This window comes from Aquitalea sp. FJL05 (assembly GCF_003852595.1).
In the GTDB taxonomy this organism is placed as follows: Bacteria; Pseudomonadota; Gammaproteobacteria; order Burkholderiales; family Chromobacteriaceae; genus Aquitalea; species Aquitalea aquatilis.
The window spans coordinates 1-19159 of sequence record NZ_QAJS01000022.1; the positions used below are offsets into that span (position 1 = coordinate 1).

The window sequence follows — 19159 nt, forward strand, 5'->3', positions numbered from 1 at the left end:
AGCCGCCCAAGGGCGGCTTGGTTGCGTCGGGGGCCTGGTCAGGCGGGGCTGCTGCTGCAGCTGGCAATACCGAATGAGGGCAGGCATGATCGTGGCGTTGTGGCGATGGTGCCAATAGTCCTTGATGAGCGGAGACACGATGCAGAAATATGGAGCAGCCCTGCTGCTGCTGGTTGTACAGCAGGCACTGGCGATGCCTACCGGGGTGGCCGGACAGGAGATCCAGTTTTTACTGGATAAAATTGCGAGCTCACAGTGCCGATTCGAGCGTAGCGGTAGTTGGTATGATGCCCCGACTGCGGTGGATCACCTGAAAATGAAGCTGGATAAAGCCGGGGATCAGGTGCGTAGTGCAGATGATTTTATCCAGGGGGTTGCCAGCAAAAGCTACCTTTCCGGCAAGCCTTACCATCTGGCTTGTCCGGGGGCTCCGGTACAGGAGTCAGCACTCTGGCTACGGGCTGCGCTCAAGCAGTACCGTCAGAAACACTGAGCAGGATGTCGTGCACAAGAAAAAGCCGCTTTGCAGCGGCTTTTGTTCATCTTGAATCCAATCAGCTTGTCTTGCTCTCCCAGCCTCCACCCATGGCCTTGTACAGGCTGATGGCGGCGTTCAGACGATCAAGCTGGGCATTGACCAGATTCAGCTCCGCCTGGAAGGTGTTGCGCTCGGCATCCAGTACATCCAGATAGCTGGAGTAGCCGTTGTCGTAGCGCAATGTCGCCAGATGCAGTGCCCGGTTCAGCGCGGTCAACTGGGTGGTCTGGGCTTCCTGCACTTCGCGGGCTGCGCTGCTGGCAATCAGTGCATCCTGTGTTTCCTTGAAGGCGGTCTGGACCGATTTCTGATACTGGGCCAGTGCCTGGCGCTGGCGGGCGCTGGCGGCATCGACGTTCAGGCCAGTTTGGCCGAAGTTGAAGATGGGGGCCGTTGCATTACCGACAAAACTCCAGGTGCGGGTGGCACCGCTGAACAGCGTTTCCATCGACAGGCTCTGCGAGCCCAGTGCTCCGGTCAGGCTGATGCTGGGGAAGTAGGCTGCCTTGGCCACACCGATGCGGGCATTGGCAGCGACCAGTTGTGCCTCGGCGGCAGCCAGATCCGGGCGGCGCTCCAGCAGGCTGGATGACAGCTCGGCCGGAATGCTCGGCGGCACATTCAGCATCTCAATGGCCTGGCCACGCTGCAGTTTGCCTTCCAGCAGTTCGCGGGGCGAGCGGCCCAGCAGGACGGCGAGGGCGGTTTCGGTTTGCCGCAGCGATTTGTTCAATTGCGGAATGGTGGCACGTGCCGATGCGGCTTCTGATTCAGCCTGGCGCATGTCCAGCTCAGAGGTCATGCCGCCCTTGAAGCGCTTCTGGCGCAATTGCAAGGAGGATTCACGGCTGTCCAGCGTTCGTTTGGCAATGTCCAGCTGTGCGTCAAAGGCACGCATCTGGAAATAGGTTTGTGCAACCTGAGCGCTGAGCGACAGTCGGGCCGCATCGCGATTGTACTGGCTGGCGGCCAGGGTGGCGCGTGCTGCTTCGTTGCTGCGGCGCAGCTTGCCCCACAAGTCCAGTTCCCAGCTGGCCGTCAGATTGGCATTGCGGACATCGGCAATCAGCGGGCTGCCAGGCGTGGTGGTTTCGGCGGAAGTACGAGCGCGCTGGTAGCCGGCGTTGGCTGCCACACTGGGCAGCAGCTGGGCACGGGCAATGCCGGCCAGTGCGGCGGCTTCATCCACCTGGGCGGCAGAGAAGGCCAGATCCTGGTTGTGCTGCAGAGCCTCGGTGATCAGCTGGTCGAGCACCGGGTCGTGGAACTGCTGCCACCAGTCACTGGGCACGCTGGCCTGTTGTGCTGTCGTGCTGGCCGGCAGGTCGAGCTTGGGCCGACTGTAGTCCGGGCCGACTGCGCAGGCCGAGAGGGCCAGGCTTAGCAGCAAGGGGAGAGTGCGTTTACGCATGATCCTTGCCTCCTGCCTCGGTATCAGCCTGAGGCGGTTTTCGTTTGGAAAATTTCATGATCACCATGAAGAACATGGGGATGAAGAAGGTGGCGATGAAGGTGGCTGCCAGCATGCCGCCGATCACCCCGGTACCGATGGAGTGGCGGCTGGCTGAGCCTGCACCACTGGAAATAGCCAGCGGTACGCAGCCCAGCACGAAGGCCAGCGAAGTCATCACAATGGGGCGGAAGCGCAGCCGCGCTGCGGCGAGGGCGGCGTCGGCCAGTTCCATGCCTTCTTCCATTTTCATCACGGCAAATTCGACGATCAGAATGGCATTCTTGGCAGCGAGGCCGATCAGCGTCACCAGTGCCACCTGGAAGTACACGTCGTTGGCCAGTCCGCGCAGCCAGTTGGCCATCAGCGCACCGAATACGGCAAACGGTACGGCCATCAGCACGCTGATCGGCAGGCTCCAGCGCTCGTACTGCGCCGCCAGGATCAGGAATACCATGATCATGCCAAAGGCAAACACCATCACCGACGAGCCGCTGCTGGACTTCTCCTGGAAGGCCGAGCCGGTCCAGGCCAGGCTATAGCCTTCCGGCAGGGTTTCCTGTGCAACTTCTTCCATCGCCTTGAGTGCATCACCCGAGCTGTAGCCCGGTGCCGGACCACCAACGACCTTGGCGGCCGGGAAGATGTTGAAGCGCTCCAGGCTTTCCGGGCCGGTGGTTTGTTCCACATTCACCAGTGCGGTGAGCGGGATCATATTGCCATCCTGCGAGCGGACATAGATATTGCGCAGGTCATCCACCTTGCTGCGGAAATCGGCCTCGGACTGCAGCTGCACGCGGAAGGTGCGGCCAAACTTGTTGAAGTCGTTGACATACAGCGCACCAAAAGTGCTCTGCATGGTGTCGAACACGGTATTGATCGGCACATTCAGCGACTTGGCCTTGGCCCGGTCCAGCTTGACGAACAACTGCGGCACGCTGGCGGAGAAGGTGGTTTGTATGCCTTTCAATTCCGGACGCTTGACTGCGGCATCGACCAGTTTCTTGGTGATATTGCCCAGCTCCACAGCGCTGCCACCGGCGCGCGACTGCACATAGCTTTCAAAGCCACCGGTATTGGACATGCCTGAGATCGGTGGCGGATTGAAGGCCAGCACGATGCCATCGCGAATGCCCATCATGCCTTTGCCGAAGACATCCTTGACCACAGCCTGTGAGGACAGGTCGGGTGTCTTGCGTTCATCCCACGGTTTGAGGGTGATGAAGGACACCCCGGCATTGGTGCGGTTGCCGCCGGACAGGATGTCAAAGCCGGCGAAGGACATGCGGTCTTTCACCGCCGGGTTGCTGGCCATCATGTTATCCAGCTTGTCCATGGTGGCTTCGGTACGTTGCAGCGAAGCACCGTCAGGCAAGATGGCCACGGCCAGGATATAGCCCTGGTCTTCATCCGGTGCCAGGCTGGACGGAATGGTGCGGAACAGCCCGGCGCTGAGTGCGATCAGGCCAGCAAACAGCAGCAGCCCCAGCAGCGCACGCTTGATCAGAAAGCTGACGCCAGCGGTGTAGCGTGCAGTCTGGCGGTCAAACCAGTTGTTGAACCAGACAAAGAAGCGGGCCGGATGCTGATGGCCTTCTTTCAGGATCAGTGCGCATAGCGCCGGGGTCAGCGTCAGTGCCACCAGGCCGGAGATGGTCACCGACACGGCAATGGTGATGGCGAACTGCTTGTACATCTGACCGGCGATGCCGCCCAGGAAGGCCACCGGGATAAACACCGAACACAGCACCAGCACAATGGCGACCAGTGCGCCGGATACTTCTTCCATGGCCTTGAAGCTGGCCTGCAGCGGGCTGAGCTTTTCCTCGGTCATCAGCCGTTCGACGTTTTCCAGCACCACGATGGCATCATCCACCACGATACCGATGGCCAGCACCATGCCGAACAGCGTCAGCGTGTTGATGGAAAAGCCGAACAGATACATCCCTGCAAAAGTGCCGACGATGGACACCGGCACGGCCAGGCAAGGGATCAGCGTGGCGCGCCAGTTCTGCAGGAACAGGAAAACCACGGCGAATACCAGCAGCATGGCCTCGGCCAGGGTGTGGTAGACCTCGTTGATCGACACTTCGACAAATTTGGTGGTGTCGTAGGGAATGCCGTAGCTCATGCCCTTGGGGAAGCTGACGGACAGCTTCTGCATTTCTGCTTCAACCGCCTGGGCCGTGGCCAGCTGGTTGGCACCTGGTGCCAGGAAAATCCCGATAGGAATGGTTGGCCGGCCATTGTGGCGGCCGTTGAAGTCGTAGGACAAGGCACCCAGTTCCACCCGTGCCACGTCTTTGAGCCGTACCGCCGAACCATCGCCATTGGAACGCAGGATGATGTTTTCAAACTCTTCCGGCTCGGACAGGCGGCCCTGGGTGGTGACGGTATAGGTGAAGTCCAGCTTGCCCGGCTGGGGTTCGGCACCGATCTTGCCGGCGGCGAACTGGGCATTCTGTTCCTTGATGGCATTGGACACGTCGCTGGGCGTCAGCTTGAGCTGGGCCAGACGGTCCGGCTTCAGCCAGATCCGCATCGAGTAATCCTGGCCGGCGAAGTTGACTACATCACCCACGCCCGGTACCCGTTTCAGTTCGTCCACCACGTTCAGCAAGGCATAGTTGCTGATGAACAGCGTGTCGTAACTGTTATCCGGCGAGTACAGCGAAATCACCTGCAGGATGGAAGACGATTTCTTGGTGACATTCACCCCCTGGCGGCGGACTTCTTCCGGCAGTTGCGAGGTGACCGACTGCACCCGGTTGTTGACGTTGATGGTGGCCTGGTCAGCGTTGGTGCCGATCTTGAACGACACGCTAAGCGACAATTTGCCGCTACTGGAGCTGACCGACTGCACGTACAGCATATTGTCCACACCGTTGATGGCCTGCTCCAGCGGAGCAGCTACGGTGTTGGCGATGACTTCGGCCGAAGCGCCCGGATAGCTGGCGGTCACCTGGACCACCGGCGGTACGATCTCCGGGTATTGCTCGATGGGCAAAGCCTTGATGGCAGCCAGACCGGCCAGCATGATGATGATGGAAATCACGCTGGCAAAGATCGGCCGCCTGATGAAGAAGGCGGAAAACATGGCTCAGGACCTCTTAAGCGGGTTGCTTGGCAGCAGGAGCGCTGGCATCGGCCCGATAGGGCTGCGGCTTGACCTCGGCACCCGGGCGCAGCTTGATGATGTTGTCCACCACCACCTGCTCACCCGACTTGAGGCCGCTTTCCACCAGGACTTCCAGGCCCACGTCCTGTGATACGGTGATCGGCCGCGGTTGGACCTTGTTGCCTTCTCCCACTACCCACACCATCTTGCCTTGCTGGGTGGTCAGCACAGCGCGCTGTGGCACGGCAATGGCATTGATGCGCTCGGCACCCTTCAGGATGACCCGCACAAACTGTCCCGGCAGAATCTTGCCCTGCGGATTGGCCAGCGAAGCGCGCGAGCGAATGGTGCCCGTAGTGCTGTCCACCAGGCTGTCGGTGAAGTTGAGGAAGCCGTTGTGATCGAACAGGCTGCCGTCGGCCAGTTTGAGCGCCACTTCAAAGTGGCCGTTGTCCTTCAGCTTGAGCAAACCCTTGTCCTGCATCTTGCGCAGATTCATCTGATCGCTGTCCGACATGCTGAAGTTGACGTAGATCGGATCCAGTTGCGAAATCTTGGTCAGCAGGCTGCCGTCGGCGCTGGTGGAAACCAGGCTGCCCTCGGAACGGGTTTCCTGGCTGGTCATGCCAGAGATCGGTGCGGTAACGCGGGTGTAGTCCAGATTGATCTGGGCTTCTTTCAGCTTGGCGCGTGCGGCGGCAACCTGTGCCTGCGCAGCCTGATAGGCGGCTACGGCATCGTCACGGTCTTTCTGGCTGACCGCATTTTCCTTGAACAAGGGCATCACGCGGTCGTAGTCCTGACGCGTGCTGGCCAGTTGGGCTTCCTGCACCTTCAGCGCGGCAGCGGCCTGTTCCAGCGTAGCCTGATAAGTGGCGGGGTCCAGCTGGAACAGCAAATCGCCTTGTTTCACCGGGCGGCCTTCGGTATAGGCCCGCTTGAGCAGGATGCCGCCTACGCGGGCGCGCACTTCCACTTCGCGTGAGCCGGCCGCCTGGCCGACATATTCAAAATTCACCGGAATATTGCGTTCGCTAATCTTGATGACCGATACCGGCATGGCGGGCATGGCCGCTTGTGCCGCCGGATCGGTTTTCTGGCCGCAGCCGGCAAGGCTGACGGCAAGGGCGCTCAATAACAGCCATTTGCCATGCCGCGCGGGCAGGGAAAGTGAGTGCATAGACATGGAATGTCCTCGACAAGTTGAAGTGAAAATCTGCATCCCCTGCAAGCTGCGCAGGCCCCAACGGGGCGGCAGGCAGGGGCATATTGTTAGTTTCAGTGTTGTCTACTGTATTGATTGTCATGCTGGCCTATGTGCAAGGTGACATAGTCATGTGACAGGCAGCAAGGGAGAGTGCGCATTCTATATACATTCGTGTCTGTATGTAAAATGGTGTTAATACAAATACAGCATCAATTTCTGATAAATAAAGACAATACTTAGGAAAATTCGTTCTTATCCATGCGCGCTAGCAAAAAGATCTTGAAAATCACCGACCTGTCAGGGGGGAATAGCCCATTACCCTCACCGGGTAAATGTACTTAAAAAACAACACCTCCGGCCTAGGTCGGGCGCTGGGCAGGCCGCGACAGGGCTGGCTGAAAGCGGGTCACTCGCTCAGGATGAATCATGCATGTGTGGCGGCTGGCTGCGGCGGGACTCGGGTGGCCGCCATGCTGGGCCGCATTGCAGCTCAAGGGCAAGTGCGACAGCTGGGATGGTGAATGTGCAGATGCAGTGCTTTGCCCGGTGAGCAGGCGGCCGCAGGGGCACAACTTTTCCCTAGGCCGGAAGGGCGGCGGTATAATCGCTCTCTTTTTTCCGAGCATTCACCAACCTCATGCCTTCGGCCATCGAAATACAAGCGGTCAGCAAGCGCTATGGTGCGCTGCAGGCGCTGGATGACGTCAGCTTCCGTGTGGAAGCCGGCGAGTTTTTTGCCTTGCTGGGGCCAAACGGGGCGGGCAAGACCACGCTCATTTCTGCCATGGCCGGTTTGTCGCGGCCTGATAGCGGCAGTATCCGCATCATGGGGCACGATGTGGTGCGCGATTTCCGTGCGGCCCGCATGAGCCTGGGTGTGGTACCGCAGGAATTGGTGTTCGATCCCTTCTTGTCGGTACGGGAAACCTTGCGCTTTCAATCCGGCTATTTCGGCCTGACCCGCAACGACGACTGGATCGACGAGCTGCTGTTCAAGCTGGGCCTGGCCGACAAGGCCAATGTCAATTTGCGTGCGCTGTCCGGTGGCATGAAGCGCCGGGTGATGGTGGCGCAGGCGCTGGTGCACCGTCCGCCGGTGATGGTGCTGGACGAGCCGACCGCCGGGGTGGATGTCGAGTTGCGCCAGAGCCTGTGGGCCTTCGTCAAGGAATTGAACGAGGCCGGTCATACCATTGTACTGACCACGCATTATCTGGAAGAAGCAGAAACCCTGTGCAACCGCATTGCCATGCTCAAGCGTGGCAAGCTGGTGGCGCTGGAGAGCAAGGACAAGCTGTTGCAGCATGGCAAGGAGCGCGAGGTGGCATTCAAGCTGTCGGCACCCTTGCCGGATAGTCTGCTGCCCAGCAAGGTGCGCGAGGAAGATGGGCGCATCGTGCTGAAGCTGGCGGAGCTGAGCCAGCTGGAAGGCGTGCTGGCCACGCTGCGCGAAGCCGATGTACGTGTACGCGAACTGAATGTGGTGGAGGTGGATCTGGAAAGCGTGTTCGTGAACATGATGCACGGGGGGCGTAGCTGATGCAGGGCTTCCTGACTTTGTTCCGCAAGGAGCTGGTGCGTTTCTGGAAGGTGTCCTTCCAGACCGTGGCCGCACCGGTGCTGACGGCGCTGATGTACCAGCTGATCTTTTCCCATGTGTTGTCGCGCCATGCCGAGGCCTATCCGGGGGTGGGTTATACCGCTTTCCTGATTCCGGGCCTTGCCATGATGTCGATGGCGCAGAATGCCTTTGCCAATAGTTCGTCCAGCCTGATCCAGTCGAAGATCACCGGCAATATCGTGTTCTTGCTGTTGCCACCGCTGACGGCGCTGGAGTTTTTTGCCGCCTACATGCTGGCATCCATCGTGCGCGGCCTGGCCGTTGGCGCTGGCGTGCTGGTGGTGACGGCCTGGTTCGGCCTGCCGCTGCCCAGTCATCCGGGCTGGGCACTGCTGTTTGGCATTCTTGGCTGCGGCGTGCTGGGCACGCTGGGGGTGATTGCCGGCATCTGGGCAGAAAAATTCGATCAACTGGCTGCATTCCAGAACTTTTTGATCATGCCGCTGACTTTCCTGTCTGGCGTGTTCTATTCCATTAACAGTCTGCCGCCATTCTGGTATGCCGTATCGCATGTGAACCCGGTCTTTTTCATGATCGACGGTTTCCGCTACGGCTTTTTCGGCCAGGCCGACGTCAGCCCCTGGCTGTCGCTGGGCGTGGTTGGCGGCAGTTTTATCTTGCTTTCCGGGCTGGCTTTGTGGCTGATCAAATCAGGCTACAAGCTGCGCCATTAGGATGCGTTTTCAGGATGCACACATGATTTCCACCGAACAGGTCAAACAATACATCGCCGCCGGCCTTAACTGCTCCCATCTGGAAGTGGAAGGCGACGGCCATCATTTTTACGCCACCGTGGTGTCGGCGGAATTCGCCGGCAAGCGCCTGATCGACCGTCACCGCCTGGTGAAGGAAGTGATTGCCACTCGTCTGGCCAGCAATGAAATCCACGCCCTTTCCATCGTCAAGGCCGCCACGCCGGACGAGTGGGAAAAACTGCAAGGCTGATCCCCGATATGGACAAACTGAGAATTTGCGGCAATGGTCCGCTGAATGGCGAAATCCGCGTGTCCGGTGCCAAGAATGCGGCGCTGCCGATTCTGTGCACCAGCCTGCTGACTGCCGACACCATGCGCTTTACCAATGTGCCGATGCTGCGCGACATCTCCACCACCCAGAAGCTGCTGCAGGGCATGGGTGTGCGGGTGATGACCGACAATGTGCACGAAATGGAAATCACCGCCGATCATCTGGACAGCCTGGTGGCACCGTATGATCTGGTGAAAACCATGCGCGCGTCCATTCTGGTGCTGGGCCCGACCCTGGCGCGCTTTGGCGAAGCCACGGTGTCCCTGCCCGGTGGTTGTGCCATTGGCAGCCGGCCGGTGGATCAGCACATCAAGGGCCTGGTCGCCATGGGGGCGGAGGTGGTCATCGAGCATGGCTATGTCAAGGCCAAGGCCGCGCGTCTGCGTGGCGCGCACATCGTGATGGATGTGGTGACCGTGGGCGGTACTGAAAACCTGCTGATGGCAGCCGCACTGGCCGATGGCACCACCATTCTGGAAAATGCCGCGCGCGAACCGGAAGTGACTGATCTGGCCAACTGCCTGGTGGCCATGGGTGCGCGCATCAGCGGCATCGGTACCAACCGTCTGGTGGTTGAGGGGGTAGACAAGCTGCATGGCTGCGAATACGCCATCATGCCCGACCGTATCGAAGCCGGTACCTTCCTGGTGGCCGCTGCCATTACCCAGGGGCACCTGATCCTGCGCAATGCCGCTCCGCGCAGCATGGAGTCGGTGCTGGACAAGCTGGTGGAAGCCGGTGCAATTGTCGAGGCTGGCGATGACTGGATTTCGCTGGACATGAAGCGTCGCCCGAAAGCCATCAATTTCCGCACCTTGCCTTATCCGGCCTTCCCGACCGACATGCAGGCACAGCTGATGACGCTGAACTGTGTGGCTGAAGGTACTGGGGTGGTCACCGAAACCATCTTCGAAAACCGTTTCATGCATGTGCCGGAGCTGAACCGCATGGGCGCACGCATTGAAGTGGAAGGCAATACCGCCGTGGTACACGGTGTGGACAAGCTGTCTGGTGCCACGGTAATGGCAACCGACCTGCGCGCCTCGGCCAGCCTGGTGCTGGCCGGCCTGGTGGCGCAAGGCGAAACCATTGTCGACCGCATCTATCACCTGGACCGTGGCTACGAATACATCGAGAAGAAACTGGGCGCTGTCGGCGCGCAGATCGAACGTATCAGCTAAGACCTGTCGTTTGCGCCAGGATTGACGCTTAGCGTCGCTTGGCAATAATTTGACCAAATATGGCATCAATATCGCGTAAATGCGGATTGATGCCATATTTTTTGATCAAATCATAAGAATTTCTGTGAAAATGGACAGAGCGGCCAATAATAAATGGCCAGTTACAAAGGGGAAGTGCCCGGAGATTGCCCTTGGCGGGCAAACCGGACCGCTACGGCGGCATCCCTGTCGACATCACAATAATCGAGCGGCAGACGGAGTTCTTATGTTCAAAACAATCAGGAACAAGATATTGATCGGCAGCGGCCTGCTGATACTTATTGGCTTTGCCTTGTTGATCGGGCTGAATGCCTATGCGCATTACCAGCAGGCACGGGAACAGGTACGCGACAATGCGCGCCTGCTATCCGAGCGCGAGGCCGGCAATGTGCAGCGCTTGCTGGAGTCGTCCTATCACGCGGTAGAGACGCTGGCCGAAGCGGCTGGTGCAGTCAAACGCAATATGCCGGCCAATGGCCGGCAGCTGGTGTCGGAGATGACCCGAGCCCAGCTGCCCCATAATCCGGATGCGGTCGGCTACTGGGTCATCTGGGACCCCGATGCCTTCGATGGGCGCGACAAGGAGCTGGCTGGCAGCGAGCACAATGACAAGCAAGGCCGTAGCGGCGTGTATTGGTTCAACAAGGGTGGCAAGGTGGATGTGGTGTGGGGTGGCGAAGGTGTGGATGCCAGCGACTACTACAAACTGCCCAAGGCCAGTGGCAAGCCGGTCCTGACCGAGCCCTATGTGGATGAAGACATCAAGATACTGATGGGGACGCTGGCCATTCCGCTGCAAGTGGATGGCAAGGTGCTGGGCGTGGCCGGGGTCGATCTGGCACTGGGCCATTTGCGCGAGCTGGCAGCCAAGGTCAAGCCTTATGGCAGCGGTGCGATGAGCCTGTACTCCAACAAGGGCGTCATGCTGGCGGGGCCGGAGCAAGGCCTGATCGGCAAGCCGGACCCGAGCCTGCCTGCCGAGATCAAACAGGCTATCGAGAGCGGCAAGGAAGTGCAGTACGAGACTGCCGATGGCCTGTGGCATTTCGTGCTGCCGGTGCGGGTGGGGGACATCGCCCAGCCATGGGCGGTGCGCATCAGCATTCCGCCGGCGGCCGCACTGGCACCGGTTTGGGCGGCGACCTGGCAGTCGGTGGCCGTTAGCGTGGCCATTCTCTTGCTGATCCTGCTGCTGCTGGGGCTGACGCTGACCTACCTGCTGCGTCCGCTGGGACGGCTGCAAAGCGCAATGACCGAACTGGCCAGCGGCAGTGGGGATCTGACACGGCAGCTGGCCATCATCAGCAGCGATGAAATCGGTGCGGCCGCCTCGGCCTTTAACCGCTTTACCGGCTCGCTGCATGACATGATGCTGGATGTACGCGGCCATGCGTCTGGCGTGTCCGGTTCGGTGCGCACCATGACGGTGGATATCGGCCAGATTCGCGACAGTTCGGCACGGCAGTCGGAAGCGGCCAATGCCACCGCCGCCAGTGTGGAAGAGTTGTCGGTCAGCATCAGCCTGATTGCCGATGCCAGCAAGTCGGCCGAACGTCTGGCGCATGAGGCCGGCGGCATGTCGGCACAAGTGGCTGACAGTGTGCATGCCACCTCGCGCGAAATCAGCGGTATTGCCGATACCGTGCGTGGGCTGGCCAAGGTGATGTCCGGCTTGCAGCAGCGCTCCGGCGACATCAGCAGCATCATCAATGTGATTCGCGATATCGCCGATCAGACCAATCTGCTGGCGCTGAATGCGGCGATCGAGGCTGCGCGTGCGGGTGAGCAGGGGCGTGGCTTTGCCGTGGTGGCGGACGAAGTGCGCAAGCTGGCGGAGCGTACCTCGCAGGCCACGCTGGAAATCGGTGGCATGATCCAGGCCATCCAGCAGGATACCCAGCGGGCGGCCGGCAGCATGGAAGGGGCGCTGTCACAGGTGGAAAGTGGCGTCAGGCAAGCCGAACTGGCCGCCTCGTCGATCACCCGCATTACCGACAATAGTCAGCAGGTGGTGCGCACGGTTGGGGATATTGCCGTCGCAACGGCAGAACAGTCCACCGCCAGCCAGGAGATTGCCCAGCATATTGAAAGCATCCACAACATGTTGCAGCAGTCGGATGAGTCGGTGCGTCAGAGCTATCTGGCCATCGAAACCCTGCATCAGCTGGGAGACGAGCTGGAAGCCCTGATCGGGCGCTTCAAACTGTAGCGCAGTGGCTCATGCCCGATGTACAACAAGCGGCCTTGTGGCCGCTTTTTCTTTGCTGCGTGGCACTCAATGCAGAATCTGGATGGCTTGCTGCGGATGTTCGGCGCTGTATTCGGCGATGGCCTCTTCCAGTAGCTCGGGAGTCAGGTATTGGCCGTTGGAAACGGCATGGCGCAGACAGCGGGTCAGGTATTCCAGTGCTTGTTGCGGGATGCGGCGGTCTTCCATGATCAACTCCGATTAAATAATTTAGTAAATTCTAATATTTATGCCGGACATGATCTTGTGCCAGATCAAGCGCCGCTGCGCTATCAATGAAAAAGGCAGCCTGCTGGCTGCCTTTTATCTGTCAAAGCGGAAGGCTTATTGCGCAGCAGAGGCTGCGGCGTGTGCGGCTGCCGAGGCTTCGGCATGGCTGTTGGCACTGGCCGCAGGGGCAGCTTCTGCGGCAGGGGCCGAAGCAGCGGCCGGGCTGCTGACCAGATCGTCGATATTCATGTCGTCGTTCTGGGTCGGATTGGGTTGGCCCAACTGCCTGGCCCGCAATTGCAGGAAGCCGTCACGCATATAGGTGTAGGGGTCGATGGCTGCCGCCGACAGGCTGTCATCCAGGTCCAGATAACGGGCGCGGGTATTGATGCCGTACACCCCGTAGAAAGCGACCGCCTCGTTGGTATTGTGGTAGACCAGATGCTCCGGCCCATTGATGCCCAGCGATACACCCAGCCCCAGACCATCGCGTACCGTGCTGGGACCAAAGAACGGCAGCACCAGGTAGTTGCTGCTCTTCCAGCCCCAGTGAGCAAAGGTGTCACCCAGCGAGGTCTTGTTGTTCTTCAGGCCGGCGGGGGTGGCGATGTCGATCAGGCCAAACAAGCCAAAGGTGCTGTTCAGCGCTACCCGCATGATGTCGTTGAGCGCTTTTTCCGGCTCGGCCTGCAGCAGGTTGTTGGCGGCGCTGTACACATCCTTGAAGTTGTCGAAGAAGTTGCCAACAGCCGTGCGGAAGGGGCCTGGCGTAACGGCGCGATAGCCCTGGGCGGCCGGTTTCATCACCCAGCGGTCAGCGGCATCGTTGAACGAATACATCGAGCGGTTGAATGATTCGTACGGGTCTTGCGGCGTGGCCGGGTGGGGGCTGGCACAGCCGGCCAGCAGCAGGGTGCCGACCAACAGACTCGCGGGCAGCAGGCGATGCTTGCGGGTCATGGTTTACTCTCCTTGCGGGCTGGCCAGCAGCTCGCGCAGTGCATACAGTTCAACAAGATCGGACAGGCGGGCGGGCCAGTTCTGCAGCTGCAGGGTCTGACCGGCCTGCTCTGCGGCACGGCGGCAGGCCAGCAGCAGGGCGACTGCCGAGGAGTCCGCTTCGCTGATGCCGGACAGGTCCAGCTGCAGCGGGGCGCGGGCGACACGGGCAGTCAGGGTGGCCAGCAAGGCACCACTGCTGTTCATGTCCAGCTTGCCGGACAGGCGGCCCTGCCCGGTGGCGGTTTCCTCGAACATGGTGTGCGTCCTTATTTGGCAGCCGGCAGGGCGGCGTTCTTGTCCTGCAGCATCTTGATCAGGCCATCCACACCACTCTTGTTGATTTCCTGATTGAACTGGTTGCGATAGACGGTGACCAGGCTGGCACCTTCCACGCTGACATTGAAAATTTTCCAGCCTTGCGCTGTCTTGTACAGGGTGTAGTCGACGGCAACCGGACCCTTGTCGTTACCCGGCAGGGTAACGGCAGACTTGACGGTGGCTTCGCGGCCACTGTTGCCGACGACGACATTAGGCTGAATGTCGATCTGGGCGCTCTTGAACCGGGTCATGGTGGTGGAGTAGGTACGCACCAGCAGGGTCTGGAATTGCTGTGCCAGCGCGCCTTGCTGCGCCGGGCTGGCCTGACGCCAGCCCAGGCCGACGGCCAGGGCAGTCATGCGCTGGAAGTCGAATTGCGGCACGGCCAGCGCTTCAACCTGCTGACGGATCTGCTTGGTGTTCTTGCCGTTTTCCTGCTTCAGGACATCCATGATCTGGCGCGAGGTGTCGCGTACCAGATCAGCCGGATTGTCGTTGGCAGCCATGGTGTGGGCGCTCAGGCCCAGCAGGACGAGAAAGCATGCGATCAGTTTTTTCATGATGTGTGTCAGTCTTTATTGGTTATGCACTATGTCTGGAATTTACTGCGCGGCCGAGGCAGTGCTCTTGGCCGTATTGCCGCCGGAGAAGCTGGTCATGAACTTGCCGATCAGCTGTTCCAGTACCAGGGCAGACGAGGTCAGCGTGATGTGCTCGCCGGCTTTCAGTTCGTCCGGGTCTCCCCCTTGCAGCAGGCCGATGTACTGCTCGCCCAGCAGGCCGGCAGTCAGGATTTCGGCGCTGGCGTCCCGGCTGAAGGTGTATTGCTTGTCCAGGTTCAGGGTGACGCGGGCACGGTAGGTTTTGGTGTCCAGCTGGATGCCGCCGACGCGGCCAACCACTACACCGGCTTCCTTGATCGGTGCCTTCACCTTCAGGCCGCCGATATTGTCAAAATCGGCATACAGGGTGTAGGTCTGGTCCGCGCTTTGCGGTGTGAGATTGGCCACCTTGAGCGACATGAACACCACCGCCGCAATGCCGACTGCCACAAACAGGCCTACCCACAAATCAATAGTAGAGCGTTTCATTACCCATTTCCTAGAACATGAAGGCGGTGAGGACAAAGTCCACCGCCAGGATTACCAGAGCCGAAGTCACCACCGTGCGGGTGGTGGCGGCGGATACGCCGGCCGCGGTGGGCGTGGCGTCATAGCCTTCGAATACCGCGATCAGCGTGACGGCGATGCCGAAGCACAGACTCTTGATCAGGCCGTTGACCACGTCGTAGTGCAGGTCGACGTTGTTCTGCATTTGCGACCAGAAGGTGCCGGAATCAAGCCCGATCATCACCACGCCAATCAGGTAGCCGCCAAAGATGCCCATCACATTGAACATGGCCGCCAGGATGGGCATGGAGATCACCCCGGCCCAGAAGCGCGGGGCGACCACGCGGGCGATGGGATTGACTGCCATCACGCTCATGGCGTCCAGCTGCTCGGTGGCCTTCATCAGGCCGATTTCCGCCGTCATGGCGCTGCCGGCGCGGCTGGAAAACAGCAGTGCGGCCAGCACCGGTCCCAGCTCGCGCAGCAGCGACAGGGCTACCAGCGCGCCCAGCGCATCGGCCGAACCGAAGCGCGACAGGGTGTTGTAACCCTGCAAGCCCAGCACCATGCCGACAAACAGGCCGGACACCACCACGATGATGACCGACATCACCCCGGCGAAATAGATTTCGCGGATGGTGAGGTTGAAGCGCAGCAGGCTCTGGCCGGAATAGCGCAGGATGGCCAGCAGGAAGCGGGTGATGAAACCCAGCCGCCAGATGGCGTTGATGGTGGTGTGCCCCAGCCGGCGCAGCGGTGACAGCAGCAGCTCAGTCATGCTGGCCTCCTTTCAGGCCCAGGTCCTGCTGCAGCGAAGTGCTGGCAGGATAGGCAAAATGTACCGGGCCATCGGCCTCGCCCCACATGAACTGGTGTACCCAGGGCGAGGGAGAGGCGCGGATTTCTGCCGGTGTACCCGCCGCGACCACCGCGCCATTGGAGACGAAGTAGACGTAATCGACGATATCCAGCGATTTGTGCACGTCGTGGGTCACCATGATGGAGGTGGTGCCCAGTGCATCGTTCAGCTTCTTGATCAGGTGGGCAATCACACCCAGCGAGATCGGATCGAGACCGGTAAAGGGCTCGTCGTACAGCATCAGTTGCGGGTCCAGCGCGATGGCACGCGCCAGTGCCACGCGGCGGGCCATGCCGCCGGACAGCTCGGCCGGCATCAATCCTTGTGTGCCACGCAGGCCCACGGCGGACAGTTTCATGATCACCAGATCATGAATCATGCTGTCCGGCAGCCGGGTGTGTTCGCGGATGGGGAAGGCAACATTGTCTTCTACCGACAGGTCGGTAAACAGCGCGCCAAACTGAAAGAGCATGCCCATGCGGCGGCGATGCTCGAACAGCTCGGCATGGTTCATGTCCGCCACATTGCGGCCGTCTACCAGCACCTGGCCGGCACTGGGACGGATCTGGCCGGAGATCAGGCGCAGCATGGTGGTCTTGCCACTGCCGCTGCCACCCATGATGGCGACCAGCTTGCCGCGCGGGATGGCGAGGCTGATGTTGTTCAGGATGGGGCGTTCACCATAGGCGAAGCTGACATTCCTGAATTCGATGAAATGGTCTGAAGACACGGATTTTCCGGATAAAAACACGAGTGAAGTCCCGGCTTGCTTGGGCTCAAGACAGGTGGATTTTATAGGGTTGTAGGAGTCTCGCCAAATACATAAGGTTTCAGCGTGTAACGATGTTGCATTGCAAGGACAAATCTTGACAAGTGCTGCTGGCGAAGATTGTTTAAATAAGTTTGAAGCAATAATAAAAATCACAAGTGCCGATTATTTCATTGGCATGTTGTGGCGGCAAGCTGTTTTCCGGCAATGCGTGGTGCTGGCGGCCAGAAAATGACAAAGACCCGGCAGGGCCGGGTCCGGTCAGCCTGCGCTGGCAGGGCCTGCCAGCGCGGTGTGTGGCTTATACGCCGCGCAGCAGTTCGTTGATGCTGGTCTTGCTGCGGGTTTGTGCGTCCACTTTCTTGACGATGACGGCGCAGTACAGGCTGTGGCTGCCATCCTTGGACGGCAGGTTGCCGGACACCACGACCGAGCCCGGCGGGATGCGACCATACGTCACTTCGCCGGTTTCGCGGTCGTAGATCTTGGTGGATTGGCCGATGTACACGCCCATGGAGATTACCGAGCCTTCGCCCACGATCACGCCTTCCACCACTTCGGAGCGGGCACCGATGAAGCAGTTGTCTTCAATGATGGTGGGGCCGGCTTGCAGCGGTTCCAGTACGCCGCCAATGCCGACGCCGCCGGACAGGTGCACGTTCTTGCCGATCTGGGCGCAGGAGCCGACAGTGGCCCAGGTGTCCACCATGGTGCCTTCATCGACATAGGCGCCGATATTGACGTAGGACGGCATCAGCACGGTGTTCTTGGCAATGAAGCTGCCCTTGCGTGCCACGGCACCCGGTACCACGCGGAAGCCGGCTTCCTTGAAGTGGGCTTCGCTCCAGTCATGGAACTTGGTGTCCACCTTGTCGAAGTAGCGGCTCACACCATCGTCCTGTACCACATTGTCGCGAATGCGGAAGGACAGCAGCACAGCCTTCTTGACCCACTGGTTGACGACCCAGTCGCCGTCTACCTTTTCGGCCACGCGCAGGCGGCCATTATCCAGCTCGTCGATCACCTGGCCGATGGCGGCCTTCAGTTCGGCGGATACGGTGGCGGGGGTGATGTCGGCGCGCTTTTCGAACGCCTCTTCGATCAGGGCTTGGATCGGATGCATGTGATGGAGTCCTTTGGCAAGGTGAATGGAAACAGTCATGTCTGGTGGATGTCGCTTATTGAGTAGTTGTCTTGACGAAACGCACGATGCGTTCGGCGGCAGCCTGACATTCTGCCAGTGTCGCGACCAGAGCGATACGGATATAGCCGCTGCCCGGATTCACGCCATGTGCGCTACGTGCCAGGAATGAACCCGGCAGCACGGTAATGTGCTCCTGCTCGAACAGGGCTCGGGCAAAGGCGGCATCGTCGCCTCCCGGGATTTTGGCCCACAGATAGAAGCTGGCATCCGGCAAGGCGACGTCCAGTACCTCGGCCAGTATCGGTGTTACGGCCTGGAACTTGGCGATATAAGCGGCGCGGTTTTCCTCGACGTGGGTTTCGTCATTCCAGGCGGCCACGCTGGCGGCCTGGATGGTGGGGCTCATGGCACCGCCCTGATAGGTGCGGTACAGCATGAACTTGGCCAGCAGGGCGGCGTCGCCGGCGACAAAGCCGGAGCGCATGCCCGGCGCGTTCGAGCGCTTGGACAGGCTGGTAAACATCACCAGTCGCTCAAAGCTGCGGCCGAGTTTGCTTGCTGCTTCCAGCCCGCCCAGCGGCGGCTGGCCAAAGTGGATTTCGGAATAGCACTCGTCACTGGCAATGACAAAACCGTAGCGGTCTGACAGCTCGAACAGCTTTTTCCAGTCGTCCAGTGCCATGACCGCGCCGGTGGGATTGCCCGGGCTGCAGACAAAGACCAACTGGGTGCGGGCCCAGACCTCGGTCGGCACGCTGGCCCAGTCCGGCTGGAAAGCCGTGTCGGCCGTACAGTTGACATAGAAGGGTTCGGCCCCTGCCAGCAGTGCCGCGCCTTCGTAAATCTGGTAAAACGGGTTGGGCGACAATACCACCGGTTTGACGGCCTGCTGGCTGTCGATCACGGTCTGTACAAAGGCGAAAAGGGCTTCGCGGCTGCCATTGACCGGCAGGATTTCCTTTTCGGCATCCAGCTGCAGGCCGTAGCGGCGCTGCATCCAGTCGGCGCAGGCCTGGCGCAGCTCCACGCTGCCCAGGGTGGCCGGGTAGACCGACAGGCCGCCCAGTGCATCGACCAGCGCCTGTTTGATGACGTCCGGCGTCGGGTGCTTGGGTTCGCCTATCGACAGATTGATATGCGGCTTGTCAGCCGGGACCGCACCAGCCATCAGCTGGCGCAGGCGCTGGAAGGGATAGGGTTGCAGGCTGTCCAGGTGGGGATTCACGCTTGGTTCTCTCTATGCTGTGGGAGCAGCTTGGCCATGCCAGCTGCTTCTGGTCTTGTTTGGCCTTGCTACTGCAAAGCCACAGAATCGCTCAT

Annotated in this window: 19 protein-coding genes; 7 read left to right on the forward strand and 12 right to left on the reverse strand. The window is 60.2% G+C overall.

Going from position 1 to position 19159, the window contains the following annotated elements:
* Positions 1-124: 124 nt before the first annotated feature.
* A complete protein-coding gene (locus DBR44_RS19135; protein WP_124645585.1) occupies positions 125-493 on the forward strand; it encodes a DUF5329 domain-containing protein in 369 nt (122 codons plus the stop codon).
* Positions 494-554: 61 nt separating this feature from the next.
* Here DBR44_RS19135 and DBR44_RS19140 read toward each other — a convergent pair whose 3' ends face one another.
* From DBR44_RS19140 to DBR44_RS19150, 3 genes are read right to left on the reverse strand one after another with little or no spacing between them, the layout of a single operon-like run.
* Positions 555-1949 carry an efflux transporter outer membrane subunit gene (locus tag DBR44_RS19140; RefSeq protein WP_233578690.1) on the reverse strand — a complete coding sequence of 465 codons (1395 nt, stop codon included), beginning with the start codon at positions 1947-1949 and terminating at the stop codon, positions 555-557.
* On the reverse strand, positions 1942-5085 hold the full coding sequence (locus DBR44_RS19145; protein ID WP_124645587.1) for an efflux RND transporter permease subunit: 3144 nt from the start codon (positions 5083-5085) through the stop codon (positions 1942-1944). The genes DBR44_RS19140 and DBR44_RS19145 overlap by 8 nt, the downstream gene beginning before the upstream one ends.
* 13 nt (positions 5086-5098) lie before the next feature.
* Positions 5099-6292 (reverse strand): efflux RND transporter periplasmic adaptor subunit, encoded by a 1194-nt coding sequence (locus DBR44_RS19150; RefSeq protein ID WP_233578691.1) that lies wholly within the window; start codon positions 6290-6292, stop codon positions 5099-5101.
* Positions 6293-6950: 658 nt separating this feature from the next.
* On the opposite strand from DBR44_RS19150, the gene DBR44_RS19155 reads away from it, so the two are divergent.
* The 5 genes from DBR44_RS19155 to DBR44_RS19175 all read left to right on the forward strand — a co-directional run bounded on the left by DBR44_RS19155 (position 6951) and on the right by DBR44_RS19175 (position 12389).
* Entirely contained in the window at positions 6951-7853 is a 903-nt protein-coding gene (locus DBR44_RS19155; RefSeq protein ID WP_124645588.1) for an ABC transporter ATP-binding protein, read from the forward strand.
* Positions 7853-8608 (forward strand): ABC transporter permease, encoded by a 756-nt coding sequence (locus DBR44_RS19160; RefSeq protein ID WP_124645589.1) that lies wholly within the window; start codon positions 7853-7855, stop codon positions 8606-8608. The genes DBR44_RS19155 and DBR44_RS19160 overlap by 1 nt, the downstream gene beginning before the upstream one ends.
* Before the next feature lie 22 nt (positions 8609-8630).
* Positions 8631-8879 carry a BolA family protein gene (locus DBR44_RS19165; RefSeq protein ID WP_059286005.1) on the forward strand — a complete coding sequence of 83 codons (249 nt, stop codon included), beginning with the start codon at positions 8631-8633 and terminating at the stop codon, positions 8877-8879.
* An 8-nt stretch (positions 8880-8887) separates the two neighbouring features.
* Positions 8888-10141, forward strand: coding sequence for a UDP-N-acetylglucosamine 1-carboxyvinyltransferase (gene murA, locus DBR44_RS19170; protein ID WP_124645590.1), 1254 nt, complete (start codon positions 8888-8890; stop codon positions 10139-10141).
* A gap of 265 nt (positions 10142-10406) precedes the next feature.
* Positions 10407-12389 carry a methyl-accepting chemotaxis protein gene (locus DBR44_RS19175; protein ID WP_158613676.1) on the forward strand — a complete coding sequence of 661 codons (1983 nt, stop codon included), beginning with the start codon at positions 10407-10409 and terminating at the stop codon, positions 12387-12389.
* Between the two features lie 66 nt (positions 12390-12455).
* Here DBR44_RS19175 and DBR44_RS19550 read toward each other — a convergent pair whose 3' ends face one another.
* The 7 genes from DBR44_RS19550 to DBR44_RS19205 form a co-directional block, all read right to left on the reverse strand.
* On the reverse strand, positions 12456-12617 hold the full coding sequence (locus DBR44_RS19550) for a hypothetical protein (protein ID WP_158604645.1): 162 nt from the start codon (positions 12615-12617) through the stop codon (positions 12456-12458).
* Positions 12618-12752: 135 nt separating this feature from the next.
* Complete coding sequence (locus tag DBR44_RS19180) at positions 12753-13598, reverse strand: VacJ family lipoprotein (protein WP_233578692.1); 846 nt, start codon at positions 13596-13598, stop codon at positions 12753-12755.
* A 3-nt stretch (positions 13599-13601) separates the two neighbouring features.
* Entirely contained in the window at positions 13602-13895 is a 294-nt protein-coding gene (locus DBR44_RS19185) for a lipid asymmetry maintenance protein MlaB (RefSeq protein ID WP_124645592.1), read from the reverse strand.
* An 11-nt stretch (positions 13896-13906) separates the two neighbouring features.
* A complete protein-coding gene (locus DBR44_RS19190; RefSeq protein WP_124645593.1) occupies positions 13907-14518 on the reverse strand; it encodes a phospholipid-binding protein MlaC in 612 nt (203 codons plus the stop codon).
* A gap of 42 nt (positions 14519-14560) precedes the next feature.
* Positions 14561-15049, reverse strand: a complete 489-nt coding sequence (mlaD, locus tag DBR44_RS19195; protein ID WP_124645594.1) for an outer membrane lipid asymmetry maintenance protein MlaD — start codon at positions 15047-15049, stop codon at positions 14561-14563.
* A 10-nt stretch (positions 15050-15059) separates the two neighbouring features.
* Entirely contained in the window at positions 15060-15845 is a 786-nt protein-coding gene (gene mlaE / locus DBR44_RS19200; RefSeq protein ID WP_059285994.1) for a lipid asymmetry maintenance ABC transporter permease subunit MlaE, read from the reverse strand.
* The gene (locus DBR44_RS19205; protein WP_124645595.1) at positions 15838-16656 is read right to left on the reverse strand and encodes an ABC transporter ATP-binding protein; all 819 of its coding nucleotides are present in this window, start codon (positions 16654-16656) and stop codon (positions 15838-15840) included. Before DBR44_RS19205 ends, mlaE begins: the two co-directional genes overlap by 8 nt.
* Positions 16657-16792: 136 nt before the next feature.
* On the opposite strand from DBR44_RS19205, the gene DBR44_RS19555 reads away from it, so the two are divergent.
* Complete coding sequence (locus tag DBR44_RS19555) at positions 16793-16930, forward strand: hypothetical protein (protein ID WP_158613678.1); 138 nt, start codon at positions 16793-16795, stop codon at positions 16928-16930.
* 66 nt (positions 16931-16996) lie between these two features.
* Here DBR44_RS19555 and dapD read toward each other — a convergent pair whose 3' ends face one another.
* Positions 16997-17818, reverse strand: coding sequence for a 2,3,4,5-tetrahydropyridine-2,6-dicarboxylate N-succinyltransferase (dapD, locus tag DBR44_RS19210; RefSeq protein WP_124645596.1), 822 nt, complete (start codon positions 17816-17818; stop codon positions 16997-16999).
* A 55-nt stretch (positions 17819-17873) separates the two neighbouring features.
* Positions 17874-19064, reverse strand: coding sequence for a succinyldiaminopimelate transaminase (gene dapC, locus DBR44_RS19215; protein ID WP_124645597.1), 1191 nt, complete (start codon positions 19062-19064; stop codon positions 17874-17876).
* Between the last annotated feature and the right edge of the window lie 95 nt (positions 19065-19159).